At 72.5% G+C, this 22,641-nt stretch carries 18 protein-coding genes; 9 read left to right on the top strand and 9 right to left on the bottom strand.

Annotated features, from left to right (window positions below):
• Position 1: 1 nt before the first annotated feature.
• On the bottom strand, positions 2 to 1,744 hold the full coding sequence (gene lysS, locus ACQUQD_RS23280) for a lysine--tRNA ligase (RefSeq protein WP_428954069.1): 1,743 nt from the start codon (positions 1,742 to 1,744) through the stop codon (positions 2 to 4).
• A gap of 151 nt (positions 1,745 to 1,895) precedes the next feature.
• Here lysS and ACQUQD_RS23275 point away from each other — a divergent pair, with 151 nt between their 5' ends.
• Positions 1,896 to 4,205 carry a PA14 domain-containing protein gene (locus tag ACQUQD_RS23275; protein WP_428954068.1) on the top strand — a complete coding sequence of 770 codons (2,310 nt, stop codon included), beginning with the start codon at positions 1,896 to 1,898 and terminating at the stop codon, positions 4,203 to 4,205.
• A gap of 112 nt (positions 4,206 to 4,317) precedes the next feature.
• Positions 4,318 to 6,078, top strand: coding sequence for an arginine--tRNA ligase (gene argS / locus ACQUQD_RS23270; RefSeq protein ID WP_428954067.1), 1,761 nt, complete (start codon positions 4,318 to 4,320; stop codon positions 6,076 to 6,078).
• Positions 6,079 to 6,135: 57 nt separating this feature from the next.
• On the opposite strand, the gene ACQUQD_RS23265 is transcribed toward argS, so the two are convergent.
• The 3 genes from ACQUQD_RS23265 to ACQUQD_RS23255 form a co-directional block, all read right to left on the bottom strand.
• Positions 6,136 to 7,080, bottom strand: coding sequence for a hypothetical protein (locus ACQUQD_RS23265; protein WP_428954066.1), 945 nt, complete (start codon positions 7,078 to 7,080; stop codon positions 6,136 to 6,138).
• A 153-nt stretch (positions 7,081 to 7,233) separates the two neighbouring features.
• The gene (locus ACQUQD_RS23260) at positions 7,234 to 8,430 is read right to left on the bottom strand and encodes a PLP-dependent aminotransferase family protein (RefSeq protein WP_428954065.1); all 1,197 of its coding nucleotides are present in this window, start codon (positions 8,428 to 8,430) and stop codon (positions 7,234 to 7,236) included.
• A 115-nt stretch (positions 8,431 to 8,545) separates the two neighbouring features.
• Positions 8,546 to 9,835: a helix-turn-helix domain-containing protein gene (locus tag ACQUQD_RS23255; RefSeq protein WP_428954064.1), complete on the bottom strand. Its 1,290-nt coding sequence runs from the start codon at positions 9,833 to 9,835 to the stop codon at positions 8,546 to 8,548.
• Positions 9,836 to 10,022: 187 nt separating this feature from the next.
• Here ACQUQD_RS23255 and ACQUQD_RS23250 point away from each other — a divergent pair, with 187 nt between their 5' ends.
• Together ACQUQD_RS23250 and ACQUQD_RS23245 are read left to right on the top strand one after the other, a co-directional pair.
• Complete coding sequence (locus ACQUQD_RS23250; RefSeq protein WP_428954062.1) at positions 10,023 to 10,766, top strand: DUF4232 domain-containing protein; 744 nt, start codon at positions 10,023 to 10,025, stop codon at positions 10,764 to 10,766.
• A 46-nt stretch (positions 10,767 to 10,812) separates the two neighbouring features.
• Complete coding sequence (locus tag ACQUQD_RS23245) at positions 10,813 to 11,481, top strand: nucleoside/nucleotide kinase family protein (RefSeq protein ID WP_428954061.1); 669 nt, start codon at positions 10,813 to 10,815, stop codon at positions 11,479 to 11,481.
• On the opposite strand, the gene ACQUQD_RS23240 is transcribed toward ACQUQD_RS23245, so the two are convergent.
• A complete protein-coding gene (locus ACQUQD_RS23240) occupies positions 11,453 to 12,052 on the bottom strand; it encodes a TetR/AcrR family transcriptional regulator (protein WP_428954060.1) in 600 nt (199 codons plus the stop codon). The two genes, ACQUQD_RS23245 and ACQUQD_RS23240, sit on opposite strands and share 29 nt — an antisense overlap.
• A 115-nt stretch (positions 12,053 to 12,167) precedes the next feature.
• Here ACQUQD_RS23240 and ACQUQD_RS23235 point away from each other — a divergent pair, with 115 nt between their 5' ends.
• On the top strand, positions 12,168 to 13,619 hold the full coding sequence (locus ACQUQD_RS23235; protein WP_428954059.1) for an MFS transporter: 1,452 nt from the start codon (positions 12,168 to 12,170) through the stop codon (positions 13,617 to 13,619).
• Positions 13,620 to 13,668: 49 nt separating this feature from the next.
• Here the strand turns inward: ACQUQD_RS23235 and ACQUQD_RS23230 are convergent, their stop codons facing one another.
• Positions 13,669 to 15,243 carry a FadD3 family acyl-CoA ligase gene (locus tag ACQUQD_RS23230; protein WP_428954058.1) on the bottom strand — a complete coding sequence of 525 codons (1,575 nt, stop codon included), beginning with the start codon at positions 15,241 to 15,243 and terminating at the stop codon, positions 13,669 to 13,671.
• A 92-nt stretch (positions 15,244 to 15,335) separates the two neighbouring features.
• On the opposite strand from ACQUQD_RS23230, the gene ACQUQD_RS23225 reads away from it, so the two are divergent.
• The 3 genes from ACQUQD_RS23225 to ACQUQD_RS23215 are packed head-to-tail and all read left to right on the top strand — an operon-like array spanning position 15,336 to position 17,774.
• Complete coding sequence (locus ACQUQD_RS23225) at positions 15,336 to 16,487, top strand: lipid-transfer protein (RefSeq protein WP_428954057.1); 1,152 nt, start codon at positions 15,336 to 15,338, stop codon at positions 16,485 to 16,487.
• A gap of 58 nt (positions 16,488 to 16,545) precedes the next feature.
• Entirely contained in the window at positions 16,546 to 17,004 is a 459-nt protein-coding gene (locus tag ACQUQD_RS23220; RefSeq protein ID WP_428954056.1) for a Zn-ribbon domain-containing OB-fold protein, read from the top strand.
• Complete coding sequence (locus tag ACQUQD_RS23215) at positions 17,001 to 17,774, top strand: enoyl-CoA hydratase/isomerase family protein (RefSeq protein WP_428954055.1); 774 nt, start codon at positions 17,001 to 17,003, stop codon at positions 17,772 to 17,774. Before ACQUQD_RS23220 ends, ACQUQD_RS23215 begins: the two co-directional genes overlap by 4 nt.
• A 3-nt stretch (positions 17,775 to 17,777) precedes the next feature.
• Here ACQUQD_RS23215 and ACQUQD_RS23210 read toward each other — a convergent pair whose 3' ends face one another.
• From ACQUQD_RS23210 to ACQUQD_RS23200, 3 genes are all read right to left on the bottom strand, one after another.
• Complete coding sequence (locus ACQUQD_RS23210; RefSeq protein WP_428957639.1) at positions 17,778 to 18,365, bottom strand: hypothetical protein; 588 nt, start codon at positions 18,363 to 18,365, stop codon at positions 17,778 to 17,780.
• A gap of 92 nt (positions 18,366 to 18,457) precedes the next feature.
• Positions 18,458 to 20,821, bottom strand: coding sequence for a PQQ-binding-like beta-propeller repeat protein (locus ACQUQD_RS23205; protein ID WP_428954054.1), 2,364 nt, complete (start codon positions 20,819 to 20,821; stop codon positions 18,458 to 18,460).
• A gap of 182 nt (positions 20,822 to 21,003) precedes the next feature.
• Positions 21,004 to 21,747: a VOC family protein gene (locus ACQUQD_RS23200; protein WP_428954053.1), complete on the bottom strand. Its 744-nt coding sequence runs from the start codon at positions 21,745 to 21,747 to the stop codon at positions 21,004 to 21,006.
• A gap of 207 nt (positions 21,748 to 21,954) precedes the next feature.
• Between ACQUQD_RS23200 and ACQUQD_RS23195 the strand changes: the two genes are divergently transcribed.
• Positions 21,955 to 22,602 carry a TetR family transcriptional regulator gene (locus tag ACQUQD_RS23195; RefSeq protein ID WP_428954052.1) on the top strand — a complete coding sequence of 216 codons (648 nt, stop codon included), beginning with the start codon at positions 21,955 to 21,957 and terminating at the stop codon, positions 22,600 to 22,602.
• The last annotated feature ends 39 nt before the right edge of the window (positions 22,603 to 22,641 follow it).

Raw genomic sequence — 22,641 nt, 5'->3', positions numbered from 1 at the left:
CTCAGGCGCCGAGCAGCTTGCGGACGCGGTCCGCGCCGACGGCGAGCAGCAGCGTGGGCAGGCGCGGGCCGGTGTCGCGGCCGACCAGCAGGTGGTAGAGCAGCGCGAAGAACGAGCGCTGGGCGGTCTTGATCTCCGGCGGCAGTTCCTTGGCGGTGGCGTCGGCAGGGAAGCCGGCCTGCACCTTGGGGACGCCGTAGACGTGGTGGGTCAGACCGTCGAGCGACCAGTGCTCGTCGAGGCCTTCGAGGAGGAGGCGGATCGATTCGCGGGACGGCTCGTCGAGGGCGGCCAGCGCTTCCGTGTCCGGTTCGGTCCGCACGATGGTGCGCGATTCGGCGGGCACGTACTTGGTGATCCAGGCCTCGGCCTTGTCGAGGCGGGGGCGGACCGTGGCGAGGTCGGTGACCGGGTTCTCCGGGTCGAGCTCGGCGAGGATGCGCAGGGTCTGCTCGGCGTCCCCGGCGGTGACGTCGGCGACGGAGGCGAGCGTGCGGTACGGCAGCGGGCGTTCGGTGCGCGGCAGTTCGCCGGCAGCGGTGCCGACGGCGCGGTGGTAGGCGGCCGCGTCCGCGGGCAGGACGCTGTCGTCGGCGACCTTGGCGGCGAGCTTGTCCCACTCGTCGTAGAGCCGCTGGATCTCCTGGTCGAAGGCGATCTTGAACGACTGGTTGGGGCGGCGGCGGGCGTAGAGCCAGCGCAGGATCTGCGGCTCCATGATCTCCAGCGCGTCGCCCGGGGTCGGGACCCCGCCCTTGGACGAGGACATCTTGGCCATGCCGCTGATACCGACGAAGGCGTACATCGGGCCGATGGGCTGCTCGCCGCCGAAGATGCCGACGATCTGGCCGCCGACCTGGAAGGACGAGCCGGGGGACGAGTGGTCGACGCCGGACGGCTCGAAGATGACGCCTTCGTAGGCCCAGCGCATCGGCCAGTCGACCTTCCAGACCAGCTTGCCGCGGTTGAACTCGGTCAGCCGGACGGTCTCGGTGAAGCCGTCGAGGGTGCAGGTGTAGGACAGCTCGGTCGTCTCGTCGTCGTACGAGGTGACGGTGGTGAGGTCCTTGCCGCACTCGCCGCAGAACGGCTTGTACGGGTAGTAGCCGCCGGTGCCGCCACTGCCGTCGTCCTCGGACGCGGCGCCGGAGCCCTCGGCGGCCTCCAGTTCGGCCTCGTCCTGCGGCTTCTGCTGCTTCTTGGCGGGGGCCTTCTTGGTGCGGTACTGGTCGAGGATCGCGTCGATGTCGCCGCGGTGCTTCATGGCGTGCAGGATCTGCTCGCGGTAGGTGCCCGCCGTGTACTGCGCGGTCTGGCTGATGCCGTCGAACTCGACGCCCATCGCGCCGAGCGCCTCGACCATGGCGGCCTTGAAGTGCTCGGCCCAGTTCGGGTAGGCGGAGCCGGCCGGGGCGGGGACGGAGGTGAGCGGCTTGCCGATGTGCTCGGCCCAGGACGCGTCGGTGCCGGGCACGCCGTTCGGGACCTTGCGGTAGCGGTCGAAGTCGTCCCAGGAGATCAGGTGCCTGACCTCGTGGCCGCGGCGGCGGATCTCGTCGGCGACCAGGTGCGGGGTCATGACCTCGCGCAGGTTGCCCAGGTGGATCGGGCCGGAGGGGGACAGGCCGGAGGCGACGACGACCGGTTTGCCCGGGGCGCGGCGCTCCGACTCGGCGATGACCTCGTCCGCGTATCGCGACACCCAGTCGGCGTGCTGGGCGCTCTGAGCGCTGCTGTCAGCCACGGTCGGCACGTCCTTCTTTCCTCGTTCTTCTCAGACCTGGTTCCGTCGTGCGCCGACGGGCCCGCCGCCCATTGTCACCCGCGACGGTTCCTGCCGGAAAACGGATAGGTCCGCCGTACAACCTCAGGGGCCCCACGCGTGTCCTCACACCGTGATCACAGACAGATTCCGTGCAGGGCTGCGCCTGGGGGCCGCCGGCCTTGCGATGGCCCTGCCGTCGGCCTGCGTCCTCCTCGCGGCGCCCTCCGCCGCGGCCGCCGTGACCTGCGGCGACACCACTTTCAAGCGGACGTTCTACACGAATACCTCGTTCTCCGGCACGCCGAAGAAGACGGACTGCGACACCACCGTCGACCAGAAGTGGACCGGCGCGCCGCTCTCCGGGATGGCCACGAACAACTTCTCCGTCCGCTGGTCGCTCACCCGCGACTTCGGTTCGGGCGGCTGCTTCACCTACCGCCTCGCCGGTACGGACGGCCTGCGGCTGTACGTGGACGGCGTGCGCAAGGTGAACAAGTGGACGAACACCGGTGACGCCGGCAACAGCGTGCCGGGCACGTTCTGCATCGGCTCGGGCAGCCACACCGTCCGCGTCGACCACGCGAACTGGACGGGCCTGTCCCGGGTGAAGTTCACCTGGCCGGCCTCGTCCGACAGCAAGGCGCCGCTCGCGCCGACCGGCATCAAGGCCACGTACGACACGGCGACCGGCAAGGCGAACGCGAGCTGGACCAAGAACCGCGAGCTGGACATCGCCCACTACCGGGTCCTGGTGGAGACCGCCACGACCGGGGTGTCGCGCTGGACGACGACCGGCACCAGCACGTCGTACACGCTGCCGAAGGACGGCCAGAAGTACCGGTTCTGCGTCCAGGCCGTCGACAAGTGGACGAACTACGGCGCCACCGCCTGCGGGCCGTGGGTCACCCCGCCGGACACGACGGCCCCGGCGGTACCGTACGTGGGTGCCTCGGACGTCTCGGTCTCCACGGTCCAGGGCGCGCCGCGCGTCAACGTCTGGCTGGGCCAGGTGCAGGCGTCCGACGGCCCCGTCTTCACGCTGTGGCGCGCCACGGCCGCGGCGGGCCCGTTCGTCAAGGTCGCCACCATGGATCTGCGCAAGACGCCGGGTGAGCAGTACCTGTACGACGAGACGCCCGCCGAGAAGCAGACGTACTACTACGCGGCGACGGCCACCGACGCGGCCGGCAACACCTCGGCGCGCACCACGCCCGTCGCGGTGACCACGCCGGACACGACGGCGCCGGGCGCGGTGACGGGCCTCACGGCCAAGGCGGACACCGACAAGGTCGAGCTGACGTGGAGCGCGCCGTCCGACGACGCCGTGCGCTGGCAGGTGTACGGCGCCGACGGCAGCGCGAGCCCGGCCCTGCTGGGCACCGCCACGGCCGCCGAGTACCGCGACACCACGGCGAAGCCGGGCGTCACCCGTACGTACACCGTGTACGCCGTCGACGCGGCCGGGCACCGCTCCGCCGGGGTGAGGACCACCTCCCGCCGGCAGGTGGCGCCGGCCCTGCCCGTGTACCTGCGCCCGGACGCGGACGGCCGGCCGGAGCTGCGCTTCAGGGTGGCGGCGGACAACGATCACAGCGGCGGCTTCCGGGTCTACTCCGGCACCGCCGTCTCCACGGTCCGCACCACGCTGCGCGCCTGCGAGCCGAAGGAGATCCTCAGCACCTCCGCGTTCGTCGAGTACGGCTGCCTCCTCACCGACTTCGGCGGCTCGTCGGACCGGTATGTCACCGTGCTCGCGGTGGCCGCGAACGGCGTGACCTCGACCGATTTCAAGGCCGTGCGGTACGAGGACACCACCGCGCCGCCCGTGCCGGCGGGCTTCACCGCCACCTCCGAGCCGTGGGGCACGGCCCTGCGCTGGGACGCCTCCACGGCCGCCGACATCCGCTCGTACTGGCTGCGCGCGGGCCGTCCGGAGACGGTCGACGGGGTGCGGACCTGCGGGTCCGGCAACACCGAGGTCCTGAAGGGCGGTGTCACGTCCTTCCAGGACACGTCGGGCCTGCCGGACGGCGAGGAGCGCTGCTGGGAACTGCGCGCGGTCGACGGTGCGAACAACTACACCGAGGCCGTCACCGTCTACGCGACCGAGCAGGACAGCCGGCCCGCCGAGGCGACCGCGCCGGGCTCCCCGGTGGCCGGTTTCGACGCCACGGCGAACGCCGGTGACGTGGCCCTGAACTGGGACACGCTCGACGGCGCCACGGGCTACCGGGTCTACCGCTGGGACCGGGCCGCGGGCGCGTACGAGCGCATCGCCGAGGGCGCGCTGGAGAACCCGAACGCGGAGCAGTTCCGGCACTACCGTGACGAGCACGCCCCGGCCGGTACCACCGCCTACTACCGCGTGAGCGCGGTGTACGCGGACGGCACCGAGTCGGCTCCGGCGCTCGCGGCCGTGGCGCTGGCGCCCGCGCCCTGACGCACCGGCCACCGGGGGCGGGCGGGAATCCATGCGACCGCCCGTCCGCCCCCGTGGGAGACTGGAGGCGTTTTCTCCTCCTGACTCCTACGAGCGGAACGGCATCTACTCCATGGCCTCGGTCACGTCCCTCACGTCCTCCGTCAACCAGCGTCTCGCCGACGCCCTCAGCGCCGCCCTCCCCGAGGCCGGTGCGGGCGCGGACCCGCTGCTGCGACGTAGCGACCGGGCCGACTACCAGGCCAACGGGATCCTGGCCCTCGCCAAGAAGGCGAAGGCGAACCCGCGGGAGCTGGCCACCCAGGTCGTCGAGAAGATCGTCAGCGGCGATCTTCTCGCCGACGTCGAGGTCTCCGGCCCCGGCTTCCTGAACGTCACGGTCACCGACCGGGCGATCACCGAGACGCTCGCGGCCCGCGCCGCCGACGGCGACCGGCTCGGTGTGCCGCTGAAGGAGCAGCCGGGCGTCACGGTCATCGACTACGCCCAGCCGAACGTGGCGAAGGAGATGCACGTCGGCCACCTGCGCTCGGCGGTCATCGGTGACGCGCTGCGCGGCATGCTCGACTTCACCGGCGAGCAGACGATCGGCCGGCACCACATCGGGGACTGGGGCACCCAGTTCGGCATGCTCATCCAGTACCTGATCGAGAACCCGGACGAGCTGGCCCCGGCCGACGAGGTCGACGGCGAGCAGGCCATGTCGAACCTGAACCGGATCTACAAGGCCTCCCGTGCGGTCTTCGACGCGGACGAGGAGTTCAAGGAGCGGGCCCGCAAGCGGGTCGTCGCGCTGCAGTCCGGGGACAAGGAGACCCTCGACCTGTGGCAGCGGTTCGTGGACGAGTCGAAGGTCTACTTCTACTCGGTCTTCGAGAAGCTCGACATGGAGATCCGCGACGACGAGATCGTCGGCGAGTCCGCGTACAACGACATGATGGCCGAGACCGCGCGGATGCTGGAGGAGTCGGGCGTCGCCGTCCGCTCCGAGGGCGCGCTCGTCGTCTTCTTCGACGACATCAAGGGCAAGGACGACCAGCCGGTGCCGCTGATCGTGCAGAAGAAGGACGGCGGCTTCGGCTACGCGGCGTCCGACCTCTCCGCGATCCGCAACCGCGTCGTCGACCTGCACGCCACGTCGCTGATCTACGTCGTGGACGTACGCCAGTCGCTGCACTTCAAGATGGTCTTCGAGACGGCCCGCCGGGCGGGCTGGCTGAGCGACGACGTCACGGCCCACAACATGGGCTACGGCACGGTGCTCGGCGCGGACGGCAAGCCGTTCAAGACGCGTGAGGGCGAGACGGTGCGCCTGGAGGACCTGCTGGACGAGGCCGTGCAGCGGGCCGCCGAGGTCGTCCGGGAGAAGGCGATGGACCTCACCGAGGACGAGATCCAGGAGCGGGCCGCGCAGGTCGGCATCGGCGCGGTGAAGTACGCGGACCTGTCGACGTCGGCGAACCGGGACTACAAGTTCGATCTGGACCAGATGGTGTCGCTGAACGGCGACACGAGCGTGTACCTGCAGTACGCGTACGCCCGTATCCAGTCGATCCTGCGCAAGGCGGGCGAGACGCGTCCCGCCGCGCACCCGGAGGTCGCGCTCGCCCCGGCGGAGCGGTCCCTGGGCCTGCACCTGGACGCGTTCGGCGACCTGGTCTACGAGGCGGCGGCCGAGTACGCCCCGCACAAGCTGGCCGCGTACCTGTACCAGCTGGCCTCGCTGTACACGTCGTTCTACGACAAGTGCCCGGTGCTGAAGGCCGACACGGCGGAGCAGGTGGAGAACCGTCTGTTCCTGTGCGACCTGACGGCCCGGACGCTCCACCAGGGCATGGCCCTGCTGGGCATCCGGACCCCCGAGAAGCTCTGACGCGCGGTCCGAGGGCCCCGGCACGAGACCGTGCCGGGGCCTTCGGCGTGCTCGGGCTCAGGCGTAGTAGTGGATGGTCCCGCGCAGGGCGGAGGTACCGCCCTCACAGTGCTGGACGTAGGTCGCGGCGAACGCCCGCACGGTGCCGTCGTCGCCGCGCGTCAGCTTGGTGACGGTCAGTTCGCCGGTGCTCTGGTTGCAGCCGCGGCCGTTGCCGAAGACGTCGAGTCCGGCGACGCCGGGGCCGTGGGAGCGCTCGGTGCGGTAGGTGGTGCCTGCGGTGAGCTGTTCGCCGTCGGGCGGGGTGATGAGCGCCGTCCAGTCCTCGCGCTTGCCCGAGACGGAGTACTGCACGCCGTCGCCGTAGCCGGACAGGCCGAAGGTGCTGGTCGCGCCGGTGTGCGTCTGGGCCGCGCCCTGGCCGATGTAGTCGTCGGCGTCGCTGGTGTACGCGTACGACAGCGGGTAGGCCCGGTACTTGACCGTGCCCTTCAGCGCGGGCGCGTCGGCGCGCTCGCAGTGCTGGGTGTACGTGGCGTCCAGGAGGGTGATCGCGCCGGAGTCGTCCGTCGCGATCTGGTTGACCGAGAACTGGCCGTAGACCTCGTTGCAGCCGCGCCCGTCGCCGGAGACGTCCAGGCCCGGCGAGCGGCCGGTGCGGAACGGGGCGCGCTCGGCGTTGCGGTAGACGCCGGGGTGGAGCTTCTCGCCGGTGGGAGCGGCGAGTTCGACGTCCCACCAGGTGGTGTCGGTCGAGACGCGGAAGCGGACGTACTCGGCAGATCCCCCCGCCGTGACGGTGGCGTTCTGCGGCGTGAACGACGCCGAGGCGCCGCCGCCGATGTAGTCACCGGCCTGGCTGGTGTAGCTGTACTTCGTGATCGCGACCGGTGCCGCGGCGGCGCTCGCGGGTGCGGCGAGGGCCGTGGTGAGGCCGATCGTCGTGGCGAGTCCGGCGAGCAGACCGGCCAGTGTGCGGCGCCATCCTGTGCGTCTGGGCACGGATGCCTCCCCCTTCACATGCGTACGGGTACCCCCGGTGGGCACCCACGCCTCACGTAATCACGAACACACGATCGATTTCATGAACTCTCTTGGAATTTGGCGGGACTTGACCCAGTCACGCCTCGCCCAGGGCGTCTGGCGGGGGCCCCTTCATGAGCGCAGGGCACGCCCCAGTCGGCGCAGCCCCTCCGCGATCTCCTCCGGCGTCTGTGTCACGTAGCAGAGCCGGAGGGTGCGGGGGTCGGGTGCGCCGGCGTAGAACGGTGCGCCGGGGACGTAGGCGACTTCTTGCTCAACCGCCTTGCTCAGCAGGGCGGTTGTGTCGTTTCCGGGGCTGTCGGGCAGCCGGGCCCACAGGAACATGCCGCCTTCGGGGCGGGTCCAGGTGGAGCCGTCGGGGAGGGCGTCGGGCAGGCCCGCGAGCATCGCGTCGCGGCGGGTGCCGTACTGCTCGGCGACCTTCGTGACGTGCGCGTCGAGGTCCCGGGTTGCCAAGTACCGTGCGGCGGCGAGCTGGTTGACGGTCGGGGTGTGCAGGTCGGCGGCCTGCTTGGCGACGGCGCAGGCGCGGCGGAGTTCCTTCGGCGCCCGCAGCCAGCCCAGGCGCAGGCCGGGCGCCATGACCTTGGAGAACGAGCCGAGGAGCACGGTGCGGTCGCGGGCGCCTTCGTACGTGGCGATCCAGGGCACGCGCTCGCCCTCGAAGCGGAGTTCGCCGTACGGGTCGTCCTCGACGATCCACAGTCCGCGGCGGGCCGCGACCTCGGCGACGGCGGCGCGGCGGGCGGCCGGCAGGGTGCGGCCGGTGGGGTTCTGGAAGGTGGGGACGGTGTAGAGGAGCTTGGGGCGGTGTTCGGCGGCGAGGGCGTCGAGGGCCTCGGGGTCGAGCCCGTCGTCGTCGCAGGGGACGCCGACGACGCGGGCGCCGGCGAAGCCGAAGGACTGAAGTGCCGCCAGATAGCAGGGGCTTTCGACGAGGACGGTGTCGCCCGGGTCGAGCAGGGCCGTCGCCAGGAGCGAGAGGGCCTGCTGCGAGCCGGTGGTGACGAGGAGGTCGTCGGCGGCGGTCGGCAGGCCGCGGGCCGTCGTGCGGTCGGCGAGCGCCTCGCGCAGGGCGGGTTCGCCCTCGGTGGTGGAGTACTGCAGGGCGCGGCCCGGATCGTGGGTGAGGACGTCGTCGAAGGCGGCCGCGATGCCGTCGGTGTCGAAGAGTTCGGGTGCGGGGAGGCCGCCCGCGAAGTTGATGAACGCGGGCCGGGCCGTCACCGCCAGGATGTCCCGGATCGGGGAGCCCCCGGTGGCGGTGACGCGGGCGGCGAGCGGGGCGGGTGGCACGGTGGCGGTCATGGTGCGGCGGATTCCTTCCCGGCGGACGGCTTTCCGCGACCTTAAAGAGGTCCGTGCCCTGTGCACATACCGTTTTCGCGATCCGGACAGGGCGGACAGGCCGGTCCGGGTCCGGCTACTGCTGTTCCACGCGCTCGGTCCATTCGCCGCCGCCCAGCGGATAGTCGTAGCCGGGGCGGCCGGTGTCGGCGCTGGTGCGGAACGAGGTGCCGTCGTTGTCGATGCGCACGGTGCCGCGGCGGTCGCCGCTGGACCACTCCAGGCTCAGGTTCCAGCGGACGTCGTGGGCCTTGGTGTGCGCGGTGACGTAGAAGACCTCGGGGTCGGACTCGCTGACCTTGTACGGGAAGTCGCGCTGCCCGTTCTTGACACCGGCGGCCGGGTTCGCGGCGTCCAGGTTCACGTCGAACGACTTCGTCTCGACGCCGCCGCCGCAGCCGACGCCCATCGAGTAGTCGTTCCAGGCGAGCGGGGCGCCGGTGCTGACGACGTTGACGTGCAGGGCCTCCAGGACGACCGTGTCGGCGCCGGTGCCCTGCACGGTGAGGGCGAGGCGCTGCTCGCCGGAGGAGACCGCGCCGTACGCGGCGGCCCAGCGCGCGGCGCCCTGCTCGTCCGCGGGCGGGCCGACCTGGGCCGGTTCGCTGTCGACGAGGAAGTGCTGGCTGCACGGGCTGTCGTAGACGTAGGGGCGGGTGGCGACGGTGAGCGGGGTGCCGGTGGCGCCGCCGGTGGAGCGGGAGGGTGTGCCCGGGGCGGACGGGGCGGTGCTGTCCTCGGCCGGGGCGGACCTCGACGCGCTCGCGGAGCCGGACGGTGACGGGGTACGGGACGCGTGCCGTTCTCCGCCGGCGCCCGGGTCGGCCGGGGAGGTCGCGCCGACGGCCTGTTCGTCGCTGCCCCCGCCGCCGGAGGGCAGCTTCACGGCGAGGGCGACGGCGCCGAGGACGGCGGCCGCGGCGACGGCGGCGATGAGGGCGGTGCGTTTGCGGCGGGCCCGGGGTTCGGGGGCGCCGGGCAGATCGCGGGGCGCGTCGGCGTCGCTCTCCGGAGCGCCGGGAGCGGGTGCCGGTGTGACGGCGGCCGCCCCGGCTCCCTCGTCGGCGGCGTCACCGCCGCCGTCCGGGGCCGCTCCCGCCCGGCGCCCTCGCGCCGCGTCCGCCAGGATCCAGCGGCGGTGCAGTTCGACGAGTTCCTGCGGCCTCGCCCGGCACAGCCGCGCGAGGCGTTCCACCGGGGCGTAGTCGGCCGGTACCGCCGTGCCGTTGCAGTAGCGGTGCAGCGTCGACGTGCTCAGGTGCAAGCGCTTGGCGAGTGTCCCGTAGCTGAGCCCCGAGCGGTCCTTCAGCTCGCGCAGCAGCGTCGCGAAACCGTCCCCGGCGCCTTCCGCAGAGTCCCCTGACACCCGTTCCTCCACTCCCCCGTGTCCCACCCGAGCGTTCCAGGCGGCCTGCGTTCTCCCTGCTCAGAGCCCGTTTCGGCGTTCCAGCGTCCCGAACTGCCCGTGGATCGTGGCGGCTGGGACGGATCACCGCACAAGCTCTTGCCATCCAAGCACCACACCCACCGCAGCACCGAAGGGGATCTCCCGCATGTCCAGCATCCGTACCCGCCGTGTCCGCCGTGCCCGTCTCGCCACCGCCGCCGCGGGCGTCGCACTCGCCGCGTTCTCGCTGACCGCGTGCGACGACGGTTCGGGCGTCAAGGACGAGGGCCCGTCGGCGTCGGCCGGGGCCAGCAGGTCCGCCGACCCGGCCGGTTCCGCCTCCGCCTCCGCCGCGTCGGACGCGAAGCCCGGCCCGGCCGATGCGCGGCCCGCCGCCTCGAAGCCCGCGGTCTCCAAGCCCGGCGACGCGAAGCCGGACGCGTCGAAGCCCGCCGCGTCGAAGCCCGCGGCCTCCGGCAAGCGGGCCGTGTGCGACGGCTCCCGCACCAGGACGACGGCCGCGCCGGTCAACCGCCCGGTGAACCACATGCTCCTCACGGTCACCAACACCGGGTCCACGCTCTGCGACCTGTACTACTACCCGGCGGTGAAGTTCGGCGAGGCGCAGTCCGTGCCGCCGGTGATCGAGGACTCCCGGCCGCAGGCCGTGGTCACCCTCGCGCCCGGCGAGTCCGGCTACGCGGGCGTCGCCCTGTCCGCGACGGACGGCAGTGGCTCCAACGGCTACACGGCGAAGTCTCTCTCGGTGTACTTCGCGGGCCGCGGCGGCCTGTCCGGCCACGACGGCCCGGCCGCGCACCCGGCCCTCCCGGCCAAGGGCGTCTACCTCGACGACTCGGTCGAGGTCACGTACTGGCAGTCGTCGATGGACGACGCCCTGTCCTGGTGACGGGACCGCTTGGAGCGGGCCCGGCGGACCTGAGAGGCTCGGGCCCATGCCCTCTCCGTACGTCGATGAACTGGCCGCCCGCGCACGGACCCTGGCCGCGTCGGGCCCCCGCCGTGTCCTCGGCGTCGCGGGGCCGCCCGGCGCCGGGAAGTCCACGCTCGCCGAGGCGCTCGTGCGGGCCCTGGACGGTGTGGCCGCGCTCGTACCGATGGACGGCTTCCATCTCGCCGACGCCGAACTGGCCCGGCTGGGACGGGCGGACCGCAAGGGCGCGCCCGACACGTTCGACGCGTACGGGTACGCGGCGCTGCTCGCGCGGCTGCGGGCGCCGGAGCACGGCGAGACGGTGTACGCGCCGTCCTTCGAGCGGGCGTGGGAGCAGCCGGTGGCGGGGGCGCTGCCGGTGCCGCCGGACGTCCCGCTGATCGTGACCGAGGGCAATTACCTGCTGCTGGACGAGGAGCCGTGGTCCACGGCGGTGCGGCCGCTGCTCGACGAGGTGTGGTGGGTGGCCGTGGACGACGGGGTGCGGGTGGAGCGGCTCGTCGCGCGCCATGTCGCCTTCGGCAAGTCCCCGTCGTTCGCCCGCGACTGGGTGCTGCGCTCGGACGAGGCGAACGCCCGCCGCGTCGCTCCCGGCCGGGACCGGGCCGATCTGGTCGTGGACCTGGACGCCGGGCGCCTGGTCACGCCAGGGCGGGCCAGCCGCGCCTGAAGTGCTCGAACGCGGCGGCCAGCGAGTCCCGCGGCGCCGGGTCGGTGGCGACGAGATCCGGCAGTTCCAGGACGTAGCGCGCCAGGATGCGCAGCGAGACGTCACCGGCGTCCTGGTCCGTCTCCTCGGCGACGACCCGGGCCAGCGCGCCCTCGCAGTTCACCCACAGGGTGCGGGCGTAGCGGCGCAGCGCGGGCGTGTTGACCACGAGGTCCAGCCTGCGCCGGAACTCGTTGTCGAGGTCGTCGGAGAACATGCCGCGCCCGGCCATGAACGAGTGCAGCGCGTCGAGGACGGACACCCCCTCCCCGCGCTCGCGCACCGCCCGCTCCAGTGACGCCTGCCGCTCCTCGCTGTCGCCGAGGATGAGCGCTTCCTTCCCGCCGGGGAAGTGCGCGAACAGCGTGGTCAGCGCGGTGTCGGCGGCGGCCGCGATCTCGGCCACCTTCACGTCGTCGTAGCCACGCTCCAGGAACAGGCTCAGGGCCGCGTCGGACAGCGCCTTGCGGGTGGCCGCCTTCTTCCGCTCCCGACGGCCCGGGGCCGCCGCCTTCGCTTGCGTCTGCGTCATGGCCCCAGCATACCCAGAGCTCCCCTAGTCACTTCAAAGTCGTAGCGATTGCGTTTTCGTAGTCACTATGTTTTTCTGAGATGGAGGCCGTCACACCACCCGGAAGGAGCCCGCCATGACGTCCACGACCAACCCCGCGGAGACGACGGGGGCGGGATCTCCCACGACCCCCGCCGCCACGCTCTCCAAGGCCGCCTTCTGGGTGGTCCTCGCGCTCGTCCTGCTGGCCGACGCGCTCGACATGATCGATTCCACGGTCACCAACATCGCGGCGCCCACGATCGTCGGCGACATCGGCGGCGGCGAGGCCCTGATCAAGTGGCTCGGCTCGTCCTACGCGCTCGCCATGGGCGTGCTCCTGGTGATCGGCGGCCGGCTCGGCGACAAGTTCGGCCAGCGCCGCCTCTTCCTCGTCGGCATGACGGGCTTCACGCTCGCCTCCGCCGTCTGCGGACTCTCCCCCGACCCGGCGCTGCTGATCGTGGCGCGCGTGCTCCAGGGCGCCTTCGGCGCGCTGCTCATCCCGCAGGGCATGGCGATCATGGCCCGGAACTTCTCGCGGGAGCAGATGGGCAAGGCGTTCAACCTGTTCGGCCCGCTGCTCGGCCTGTCCACGGTGGGCGGCCCGATCCTCGCCGGGTTCCTCATCGACGCCGATGTCGCCGGGCTGTCCTGGCGCCCGGTCTTCCTGATCAACCTGGTCCTCGGCACCCTCGGCGTCCTCGCGGCGGCGAAGCTGCTGCCGCACGACGAGGGCGACCGCTCGGTGACGGTCGACGGGCGCGGCTCCGCGCTGCTGGCCGTGACCATGTTCGGCCTGATGCTGGGCCTCATCGAAGGCTCCACGAACGGCTGGGGCGTCCTGTCGATCGGCTCGCTCCTCGTCGGCGCCGTGTTCCTCGCGCTGTTCGCCCGCCGCCAGCGCACCGCCCCCGAACCCCTGATCAAGCCGTCCCTGTTCCACAACAAGGGCTTCACCTCGGGCCTGTTCGTCGGGCTGCTCTACTTCGCCGTGACGTCCGGCCTGCTCTACGTGATCTCCCTCTTCATGCAGCAGGGCCTCGGCGCGAGCCCCGCCGACGCCTCGCTCGGCCTGCTCCCCCTCGCCCTCGGCATCATCGTCGCGGCGTTCGCGAGCATGGGCGGCCTGACCAAGAAGCTCGGCCGGAACCTGATCGCGGCCGGCATGCTGCTGTCCCTCGCGGGCGGCGGCTGGCTGCTCGCCCTGGTCCTCGCGCAGGGCACCTCGCTGTCCCTGTGGGCGATGGCCCCGGCCGTCTTCGTGACCGGCCTCGGCATGGGCTGCTGCTTCGGCACGATCTTCGACATCGCGATCGGTGACGTGTCCGGCGACGAGGCGGGCAGCGCGAGCGGCTCCCTGACCGCGGTCCAGCAGCTGGCCAACGGCCTCGGCTCGGCCGTCGTCACCACGGTCTACTTCCACACCGGCGCCCCCGCCCACGCCATGACCGTCTCGCTGATCGTGGTCCTGGCCGTCACCGCGGCCTGCCTCCCGGCCCTGCGACTGCTGCCCCGCCGCGCCCCCGAGGAGCCGCACGGCCACTGAGGCCGGGCGCGACCGACGGCCGCGGGGCCGGGCCCGGGCCCGGCCCCGCTCAAGCCCCCCGCCGCAGCTCCCGCTTCACCACCTTCCCGCTCGCGTTCCGCGGCAGCTCCGTGACGAACTCGACGGAGCGCGGCACCTTGAAGTTCGCCATCTCGCGCCGGGCCCACGCGATCAGGTCGTCGCCGGTGAGCACCGTGTCCCGGCGCCGCACCACGTACGCCCTGCCCACCTCACCGAGCCGCCCGTCCGGCACGCCCACCACCGCGACGTCGGCGACGCCCGGGTGCAGGCCCAGCAGCTGCTCTATCTCCGCCGGGTACGCGTTGAAGCCGCCGACGATGAACATGTCCTTGATGCGGTCGGTGATCCGGAGATAGCCGTCGGCGTCCATCACCCCGACGTCGCCCGTGCGCAGCCAGCCGTCCGCCGTGACCGCCTCCGCTGTCGCGGCCGGGTCCTCGAAGTACTCCCGCATGACGTTGAACCCGCGGACCAGGACCTCCCCGGGTTCGCCCGGCCCGGCCGACTCCACGCGGACCTCGGTGCCGGGGATGGCCCGCCCCGAGGTCTCCGCGATCAGCTCGGCCGGGTCGCCGCGCCGGCACATCGTGACGATGCCGCTGGCCTCCGACAGCCCGTACGCGGTGAGCACCGTGTCGATGTGCAGTTCGCCGCGCAACCGCTCGACCAGCCGCAACGGCACCACGGCCGCCCCCGTCACGACGAGCCGCAGCGCCGACAGGTCGTGGGCGTCGCGGCCCGGATGGTCGAGCAGGGACTGGTGCAGGGTGGGCGGGCCGGGGAGGACGGAGATGCGTTCGGCCGCGATGTTGGCCAGGGCCGTGTCCACGTTGAAGACGGGCTGCGGGACCATCGTCGCGCCGCGCATCAGGCAGGCGATGATCCCCGCTTTGTAGCCGAAGGTGTGGAAGAAGGGGTTCACGATCAGATAGCGGTCGCCCTCGCGCAGCCCGGCCAGCTCCGACCAGATCTCGTAGCCGCGCAGCGTCTGCAGGTGGGTGATGACCGCGCCCTTGGGCCGCCCGGTCGTGCCGGACGTGAAGATGATGTCCGACGGCCAGGAGGGGGCGATCGTGGCGGAGCGCTCCCGCACCTCCTGCCCCGTCACCTCGTCCCCGGCCGCCAGGAACTCCTTCCACGTGCGGTATCCGGGCACGTCGGGCGCGCTGTCGCCGAGCACCACCACCTGTTCCAGGCAGGGCAGTTCGGCCCCGGCCTGGTGCGCGCGGCGCAGTGAGGCCACGTACGACGTGCCGAGGAAGGTGCCGGTGACGAAGAGGAGCCGGGCCCGGGAGCGGGCCAGGATGTCGGCGGCCTCGGTGCCCTTGAAGCGGGTGTTGAGGGGGACGAGGACGGCGCCCGCGGTCACCGCGCCGAGCGCCGAGACGATCCAGTCGAGGGTGTTCGGGGCCCAGATCGCGACGCGGTCGCCGGGCTCGACACCGGTGGCCAGACAGGCCGCGGCGGCCCGCTCCACCCGCTCGCCGAGCTCCGCGTACGTGATCCGGGTGCGCCCGTCGACGACCGCCTCCCGGCCGCCGTGCCGCTCGGCCGCGTCCCGCACCAGCTCCGGGATCGTTCCCCACTCGCCATCCGTACGCATCGAACGACCTCCCACAACGGCATAGCTGACTATCCGTCAGATTAGCTGTAGCCTGACGCGCTGTCAGTACAGGGATCCAGGTGGGGGTGCCCATGTCGGGACTCAAGGACGCGACAGCGATCGTCGGCATAGGTCAGACGGCGTTCGCCAGACAACTCCCGGAATCCGAGAAGACGTTGGCGTGCCGGGCGATCCTCGCCGCACTCGACGACGCGGGCATCGCCCCGTCCGAGGTCGACGCCTTCGCCTCGTACACGATGGAGGAGACGGACGAGGTCGAGATCGCCAAGGCGATCGGCGCCGGCGATGTCACCCACTTCAGCAAGGTCGGCTACGGCGGCGGCGGTTCCTGCGCGACCGTCGCCCATCTCGCCTCCGCGATCGCCACCGGACAGGCGAGCGTCGGCATCGCCTGGCGCTCGCGCAAACGGGGCAGCGGGCCACGCCCGTGGAAGAACACCACCGTCCAACTGCCCACGCCCGCCCAGTGGACCCGGCCGTTCGGGCTGCTGCGCCCCGCCGACGAGATCGGCATGCTGGCCCGCCGCTACATGCACGAGTACGGCGCGACCCGCGACCACCTCTTCAACGTCGCGCTGGCCTGCCGCAACCGGGCCAACCAGAACCCGGCCGCGATGATGTACGAGCGCCCCCTCACCCGGGACATGTATATGACGGCCCGCTGGATCAGCGAGCCGCTCTGCCTGTTCGACAACTGCCTGGAGACGGACGGCGCGCTGGCCTGCGTCGTCGTCTCCGCCGAGCGGGCCCGTGACTGCCGCCAGAAGCCGGTCTACGTCCACTCCGCCGCCCAGGGCCTGCCCGCCCAGCACCACGGCATGGTCAACTACTGGAACGACGACCCGCTCACCGGCCCCGCCTGGACGGCGGCCCGCCACCTGTGGAAGAACTCCGACCTCGCCCCCGAGGACGTCGACGTCGCCCAGATCTACGACGCGTTCACCCCGCTCATCCCGCTCTCCCTGGAGGGCTACGGCTTCTGCGGGCGCGGCGAGGGCGGCGCGTTCACCGAGGGCGGCGCCCTGGAGATCGGCGGACGGCTGCCGATCAACACCGGCGGCGGCGGCCTCTCGGAGGCGTACGTCCACGGATTCAACCTGATCAACGAGGGCGTGAAGCAGCTGCGGGGCGTCAGCACGGCTCAAGTCCCGGACGCGGCCACGTGCCTGGTGACGGCCGGCGAGGGAGTACCCACGTCGGCACTGCTGCTCCGAGCCGCCTAGGGGCGCGGGGAACTGCGTGAGCAACCACCCGCGATCCGCACCCCGAAAGGAACAGACCATGGCAGACGCACCCGAGAGCGCAGCCCTCCTGACCCCCACCCCCGACGACGACGGCGCCCCCTTCTGGGACTACGCCGCCCAGCACGAACTCCGCGTCCAGGCCTGCGCCGACCCCGAGTGCGCACAACTCCGTTTCCCGCCACGGCCGTGCTGCCCCCACTGCCAGTCCTTCGACAGCGAATGGCGCAGGATGAGCGGCCACGGAAAGATCTGGTCGTACGTCGTCCCGCACCCCCCGCTGCTCCCGGCCTACGCCGCCCAGGCCCCCTACAACGCGATCATCGTCGAACTCGCGGACGCGCCGCAGATCCGCCTCGTCGGCAACCTGGTCGCCTCCGCCGACGCCCGCCTCGACTCGGTCGACCCCGAGCGCCTCCGGATCGGGGCCCGCGTCCAGGTCGTCTTCGCGCAGGTCGACGGCGTCACCCTGCCCCGCTGGGTGCTGGAGCGGCCATGACCCTGCGCACGGAGACCGACAAGGAGACCGGGGTGGCCGTGGTCACCCTGGACCGCCCGCACCGCCACAACGCCATCGACGCGGCGACGGCCGTCGAACTGGCCGAGGTCTGGCGGCAGTTCCGCTTCGACGACGGCGTACGGGCGATCGTCCTGACCGGCGCCGGCGAGCGCGCGTTCTGCACCGGCATCGACCGCGACACGGACGTCCCCCAGCCGAACTCCCCGTTCTCGATGGACGATCCGCTCCTCACCATCGGCCCGAAGGCCAACGACCTGTGGAAGCCGGTGATCGCCGCGGTGCGGGGCATGGCCTGCGGCGGAGCGTTCTACCTGCTGGGCGAGGCCGAGTTCGTGATCGCGGACGAGACGGCCACGTTCTTCGACCCGCACACCACGTACGGCATGGTCTGCGCGTACGAGTCCGTGCACCTGGCGCAGCGCATGCCGCCCGGCGAAGTGGCGCGGCTCGCACTGATGGGGTCGGCGGAGCGGATGTCCGCGCACCGGGCGCACCAGACGGGCCTGGTCAGCGAAGTCACCCCGCCGGGCGGCGCGTTGGAGGCGGCCGTGCGGTGCGCGGGCACGATCGCCTCGTACCCGACGGAGGCGGTGCAGGGCACGGTGCGGGCGGTGTGGGCGGCCACGGAGCCGTCCCGGGCCCACGCCTTCGCGCAGGCCCCGCATCTGATCGCCCTCGGGAACCTGCCGCCGCAGCGGCAGGCGGGGCTCTTCAACTCCCGTACGGCCGGGGACTTCCGGGTGCGGTAGCCGTCAGGTCTGCGGGAGCGCCTCGGGGTCGACGTCGCAGTGGTCCACCCGGGCGGCCAGGGCGTCGCCGCCGACCGGCACCTTCGTGGTCACCTTGCCCTTCGCGACCACCTTGACCTCGTGGAACAGCGCGTTCACCGTGCCGCCGCTCGCGTCCAGGAAGGAGACGTGGACGTCGAACCGTACGGACCTGCTGTTGGGGTTGCGGATCTCGACGGTGGCGTACGGCGTCTTCGCGTCGGCGCACGTGATCAGGCGCGCGGTGCCGTCCTGCAGGGTCCTGCCGCTGCCGGTCGCGGACGACGTCGGCGTGGAACGGTAGTGGGGCCGCCGCGTGTAGCTGCTGCCGCCCGACGAGGACCCCGACGAGCCGCTGCCGTACACGTCGTCATCGTCGTCGTACGTCGAGCCGGACGTGCCCCCGGACGTCGACGAGTGCGACGAACTGTCGTGGCTCTGCGAGGAGCTGCTGCACCCGCCCCCGCCGCTGCTGTGTCCCCGTGAGTGCCCGTGCCCGCGGCCGGTGGAGAAGCCCGTCAGGGCCAGGACCACTATGCCGGCGAGTGCCGTCAGTTTGATTCCCCGTTTCATCACGCCGGGGACCCTACCCACCGCACCGCGGCGGGCACGCACGCGGTGCGGCGTCTGTTGCGAGAGCCGGACACTTGTGACCGCGGGACCGCCTAACGGCTGGTCCCCGTCCCCTTCTCCGCGTCCAGGGCGTACACGCAGCGGTCCTTGCTGCACGCGTACACGACGCCGTCCCGCACGACCGGCGTCCCGGTGATCTCGCCGCCCGTGGCGAGCTTCCACCGCAGCCGCCCGTCGTCCGCCTTCAGCGTGTACAGCAGGTGGTCCGTCGAACCGAAGTGCACCCGCCCGTCGGCGACCACCGGCGAGCCGACGATCTCCCCGCCGGCCTGGAAGCGCCACTTCGGCGTGCCCGTGACGGCGTCCAGGGTGTACAGGCCCTGGCCGCTGCCGACGTGCACGTGGCCGTGCGAGACGAGCACCGGGTCGATCGTCGCGGGCCGCGGCTCCGTCGCGATGCGCCAGCGGTCGCGGCCGTCCGTGGCGTCGAGCGCGTACACGGTGCCGAGGTGGTCGGCGAGGTACACGCCGCCGCCGGCCACCGCGGGGCCGGGCGCGTACGCGGGCGGGCAGAGGAACACCGCGGGCGCCTCGAAGTGCCAGCGGACGTGCCCGGAGCCGGCCTCGACGGCCAGCACGCGGGTGCCCGCGGAGATGTACACGTAGCCGTCGGGCGCCGGGGTCAGCCGGACCGGGACGCCGCCGCAGGACGCCGCGTCGCCGATCGGGTACGACCAGCGCTCCTCACCCGTACGGGCCTCCAGGGCGCGCAGCCGCGCGTCCTGCCACACGTACACCGTGCCGTCGTGGACGACGGGTCCCGCCTCGGGCGCCTCGAAGTCGGTCTGGCAGCCGGTGATCTCCCAGAGCAGGTCGCCGTTGGCGGCCTCGCGGGCCTGGACGCCGCCGCCGCGGGTGGCGGTGACGACGGTGCCGCGGTCGGCCTGCAGGGCGTACACCCACGCGTCGGTGCCGAGGCGCCACAGGTCGCCGCCGTCGCGGGCGTCGAGCGCCCACAGGGTCGGGCCGTCGGAGGCGTGGACGCGGCCGTCGGCCACCGCCATGGACCAGGCGACGTCGCGGGTCTTGAAGCGGCGCCGCCCGGTGGCCACGTCGAGCGCGTGGACCTCGAAGGACGTGACGTAGACCAGGTCACCGGCGACGGTCGGTGTGCCCCACACGTCGTTCGACATCCGGAACCGCCAGGGCCGCCAGGCGGTGGCCTCGGCCTGCGCGGGCACGGGCACGACGGGGTCCGTCGACCCGTTCACGGCGGGCGCGGCGGCCTTGGACCGGGACCAGGACGCGACCAGGCCCGACTCGGCGGGCGGCGCCTTCACTGCGGCGGCCCGCGCGTCGGCGACCCGCGGTCCCGGCCCGATCGGCACCTGCGCCCCGGCCAGGTGGACCGGGCCGTCGGCGGCGCCGAGGCCCGTCCCGGCCACGACCGGCGAAGGGCGCCAGCCGTCGGTCGACACGGGGGCCGGCGGCTGCGGCGGCATCGCGGGCACCGGGGCGCCGTGCCCCGGGGTCCGGGCGGTCGGCGGCTTCACGGTGGGGCGGCCGCCGCGGCGCGACTCGATCAGCGCGACGGACCGCTCGGGCAGCCACGCCGACGCCGTACCGCTGTCGTCGCTGCCGGAGCCGAACAGGTGCGGCGCGAGCTGGGACTGCAGGTCGGCGGGCGAGGGCCGCAGCGCCGCCTCCATCTGCATGCACGACTCGATGAGCGACCGCAGCTCCTGCGGCAGTCCCTCCAGGTCGGGGCCCTCGCGCAGCAGCATGAAGACCGTCTCGACGGGGTTCGCGCCGTGGAACGGGGCGTGCCCGGTGGCGGCGAACACGAGCGTCGAGCCGAGCGAGAAGACGTCCGAGGCGCCGGTGACGCTGCGGGAGTCCTTCGCCTGCTCGGGCGACATGTACGCGGGGGTGCCCACGGCCACGTTCGTCATGGTCAGGCGGGTGTTGGAGACGCCGGACGCGATACCGAAGTCGATGACGCGCGGGCCGTCCTCGACGACCAGCACGTTCGACGGCTTGAGGTCGCGGTGGACCAGGCCCGCGCCGTGGATGGACTGCAGGGCCTCGGCGACGCCCGCCGCGAGCCAGCGCACCGCCTGGGCCGGCAGCGGCCCGCACTCATTCACTATTTCCTCGAGGGAGGGCGCCGGGACGTACGCGGTGGCCAGCCAGGGCACGGCCGCGCGCGGATCGGCGTCGACGACCGCGGCCGTGTAGAAGCCGGACACCGCCCGGGCCGCCTCGACCTCGCGCGTGAAGCGCACCCGGAACAGCTGGTCCTCGGCCAGTTCCGTACGCACCGTCTTGATGGCCACGCGCCGGCCGGACGCCGAGCGTGCCAGATAGACCAGACCCATGCCGCCCGCGCCGAGCCGTCCCAGGACCTCGAACGGACCGATCCGCCTCGGATCGTGCTGCGTCAGCTGATCCACCACTTGCCTGCCACCTCCCCGTGCGATGCCGGAACCCCCGGGTTCCAGGTCCACCGCACATACGGCCCCCGTCAGCGTCTCACCACCGCAGCGCTACGGCGGCACGCACCCTGATTCTTCCTGCCGGAGGCGCTGGTGGCGAACCCGGGGGCATATCGGGGTGTCATGGGGTGTCCCGGACTCCCTCAGGCGGAGCACACCGCGAAATCCGCACCCTGGTCGTCGGTGAGGACCGCGATCCGGCCGTACGGGGTGTCGTGCGGCCCCACCCGGACGCGGCCGCCGAGCCGGACCGCCTCCGCGCAGGTGCCGGGCAGGTCGGCCGTGCCGAAGTGCAGGAGGAAGCGGGCGGGGCTGCCGGTGGCCCGGCGCAGTCCCGCCGCGGGCCCGGTCCTGGCGGCGGCCGTCCGGCTCCCGGACCGCCAGATCCGCAGGTCGGGGTCGCCCCGGCCGTCAGCCGGGTAGCCGAACACCGCCGTATAGAAGGAGTCGCTGCGGGCCGCTTGCGGAGTCTCCAGTTCCGCGCGGCAGAGCGTCCCCGGCTCCCCCGTACGCTCGAACCCCTGGTGGCTGCCCGCCTGCCACAGCCCGAACGGCGCGCCCTCGGGCCCCGCGGCGAGCGCGACGGTGGCCACGGCGCCGTCGGAGACCGGCCCCGAGACGAGGCGCCCGCCGGCCGCGGTGACCTTCTCGGCGGCCGCGTAGGCGTCCCGCACCGCGAAGTGCACGGTCCAGCCCGGGCCGCCCGGGGCCAGCGCGGCGACCGCCCGGTCCTCGCTGTAGGCCGCCGTGTAGAAGCCGCTCCGGGCGCCCGCCCCCTCGTCGAAGGTCCACCCGAAGAGATAGCCGTAGAACCGCTTGCCCGCCTCGACGTCGGGCAGGCGGGCGTCGGCCCAGCACGGGGCGCCCTCGGGGTAGTCCGGGTACATGGAGCAACGCTAGCCAGGGCGGCCGCGGCCCCGTGGTTGAGATTCGAACGTCTGGCCAATTCCAGCCCCTGGGCCACCGCCTTTGTCCGGCGGCCGGTCCGGTCCGCGGCCCGGTCCGCGGCCTTGCCCACGGCCCTGTTCCGGGGCCCCAACCCCATTTGCAGTCGGTCAGATCGCGCTCCGATCACCCCTCGGTAAGCTGACGGCATGACAGGACAAGTACGTACCGTCGACGGCCGTGTGGCCGGACGGCGTGGTCAGGCAACACGTCAGAAGCTGCTCGAATGCCTCGGCGAGATGCTCAGCTCCTCGCCCTACCGGGACGTCAAAGTCATTGATGTGGCCCGAAAGGCGGGCACTTCGCCCGCGACGTTCTACCAGTACTTCCCGGACGTCGAGGGCGCCGTCCTGGAGATCGCCGAGCAAATGGCGGCCGAGGGTGCCGGGTTGACCGAGCTCGTCGCCGACCGCTCGTGGGTCGGCAAGGCCGGCTGGGCCACCTCCCAGGAACTCGTGGACGGGTTCCTGGAGTTCTGGCGGCGCAATGACGCGATCCTGCGGGTCGTCGACCTCGGTGCGGCCGAGGGCGACAAGCGGTTCTACAAGCTGCGCATGAAGATTCTGAACTCGGTGAACAACTCCCTTGCGGACGCGGTCAAGGAGCTCCAGGACAAGGGCAAGGTCGACAAGGACGTGAGCCCGGCGGCGGTGGCCGGTTCGCTGGTCGCGATGCTCGCGGCGGTCGCCTCGCACCAGAAGGGCTTCCAGAGCTGGGGCGTCAAGCAGGCCGAACTCAAGCCGAATCTCGCGCTGTTGGTCCATCTGGGCGTGACCGGAAAGAAGCCGACGAAGTAGCACTCATTCGCTCCTGGTCCTGTCGTACGGCGGCGGTTC

Source organism: Streptomyces sp. cg35, from assembly GCF_050410835.1.
Taxonomy (GTDB): domain Bacteria; phylum Actinomycetota; class Actinomycetes; order Streptomycetales; family Streptomycetaceae; genus Streptomyces.
This window is presented reverse-complemented; position numbering and strand designations above follow the sequence as displayed.

Bases quoted from the DNA above. Each gene is read 5' to 3' on its own strand.
- ACQUQD_RS23235 (WP_428954059.1), top strand. From the start codon at position 12,168: ATGACGTCCACGACCAACCCCGCGGAGACGACGGGGGCGGGATCTCCC.
- ACQUQD_RS23250 (WP_428954062.1), top strand. From the start codon at position 10,023: ATGTCCAGCATCCGTACCCGCCGTGTCCGCCGTGCCCGTCTCGCCACC.
- ACQUQD_RS23220 (WP_428954056.1), top strand. From the start codon at position 16,546: ATGGCAGACGCACCCGAGAGCGCAGCCCTCCTGACCCCCACCCCCGAC.
- ACQUQD_RS23195 (WP_428954052.1), top strand. From the start codon at position 21,955: ATGACAGGACAAGTACGTACCGTCGACGGCCGTGTGGCCGGACGGCGT.
- ACQUQD_RS23240 (WP_428954060.1), bottom strand. From the start codon at position 12,052: ATGACGCAGACGCAAGCGAAGGCGGCGGCCCCGGGCCGTCGGGAGCGG.
- ACQUQD_RS23225 (WP_428954057.1), top strand. From the start codon at position 15,336: ATGTCGGGACTCAAGGACGCGACAGCGATCGTCGGCATAGGTCAGACG.
- ACQUQD_RS23245 (WP_428954061.1), top strand. From the start codon at position 10,813: ATGCCCTCTCCGTACGTCGATGAACTGGCCGCCCGCGCACGGACCCTG.
- ACQUQD_RS23230 (WP_428954058.1), bottom strand. From the start codon at position 15,243: ATGCGTACGGATGGCGAGTGGGGAACGATCCCGGAGCTGGTGCGGGAC.
- ACQUQD_RS23210 (WP_428957639.1), bottom strand. From the start codon at position 18,365: ATGAAACGGGGAATCAAACTGACGGCACTCGCCGGCATAGTGGTCCTG.
- argS (WP_428954067.1), top strand. From the start codon at position 4,318: ATGGCCTCGGTCACGTCCCTCACGTCCTCCGTCAACCAGCGTCTCGCC.
- ACQUQD_RS23200 (WP_428954053.1), bottom strand. From the start codon at position 21,747: ATGTACCCGGACTACCCCGAGGGCGCCCCGTGCTGGGCCGACGCCCGC.
- ACQUQD_RS23215 (WP_428954055.1), top strand. From the start codon at position 17,001: ATGACCCTGCGCACGGAGACCGACAAGGAGACCGGGGTGGCCGTGGTC.
- ACQUQD_RS23260 (WP_428954065.1), bottom strand. From the start codon at position 8,430: ATGACCGCCACCGTGCCACCCGCCCCGCTCGCCGCCCGCGTCACCGCC.